The 415-nt window shown below is 59.5% G+C and carries 1 protein-coding gene; it reads right to left on the minus strand.

Features of this window, described 5'->3' with window-relative positions:
* Window positions 1–415, minus strand: a 415-nt coding sequence (locus QSK07_RS22715) for a HAMP domain-containing protein (protein ID WP_285762156.1), incomplete at both ends; no start/stop codon positions are given.

Genomic DNA, 415 nt, shown 5'->3' on the forward strand with positions numbered 1-415 from the left:
AAATATCCCGGGCGTTCTTCGCCAGCTGGCTGGCGAGAGCGGTGTTCTCTGCCGTCTGACGAACCGTTTCACTGAGTTCGGACATACTCGCTGCCGTCTGCTCCAGTGAGGCCGCCTGCTCCTCTGTCCGGGATGAGAGGTCCTCATTACCAGCAGATATCTGCGCCGAAGCAGAGCTGACCGACTGTGCAGAGGCCTCGACTTTCGACAGCGAAGCCGAGACGTTTTCAATCAGCTGATTAAACGCCTTCGCGGTCAGGCCGATTTCATCCCGCCGCGACTCGTCCGCCCTGAGAGTCAGGTCAAGCCGCTCGCTGGCGGTTTCCATGGTCTGGCGCATCCCGTTGAGCTGGCGCCGGATGGCAAAAACGGTTTTCAGGGCAAAAAAGGCCAGGACAGAAATGGCCAGCGCTGA

The sequence above is a fragment of the Pantoea sp. QMID4 genome (genome assembly GCF_030270445.1).
GTDB classification, from domain to species: domain Bacteria; phylum Pseudomonadota; class Gammaproteobacteria; order Enterobacterales; family Enterobacteriaceae; genus Pantoea; species Pantoea vagans.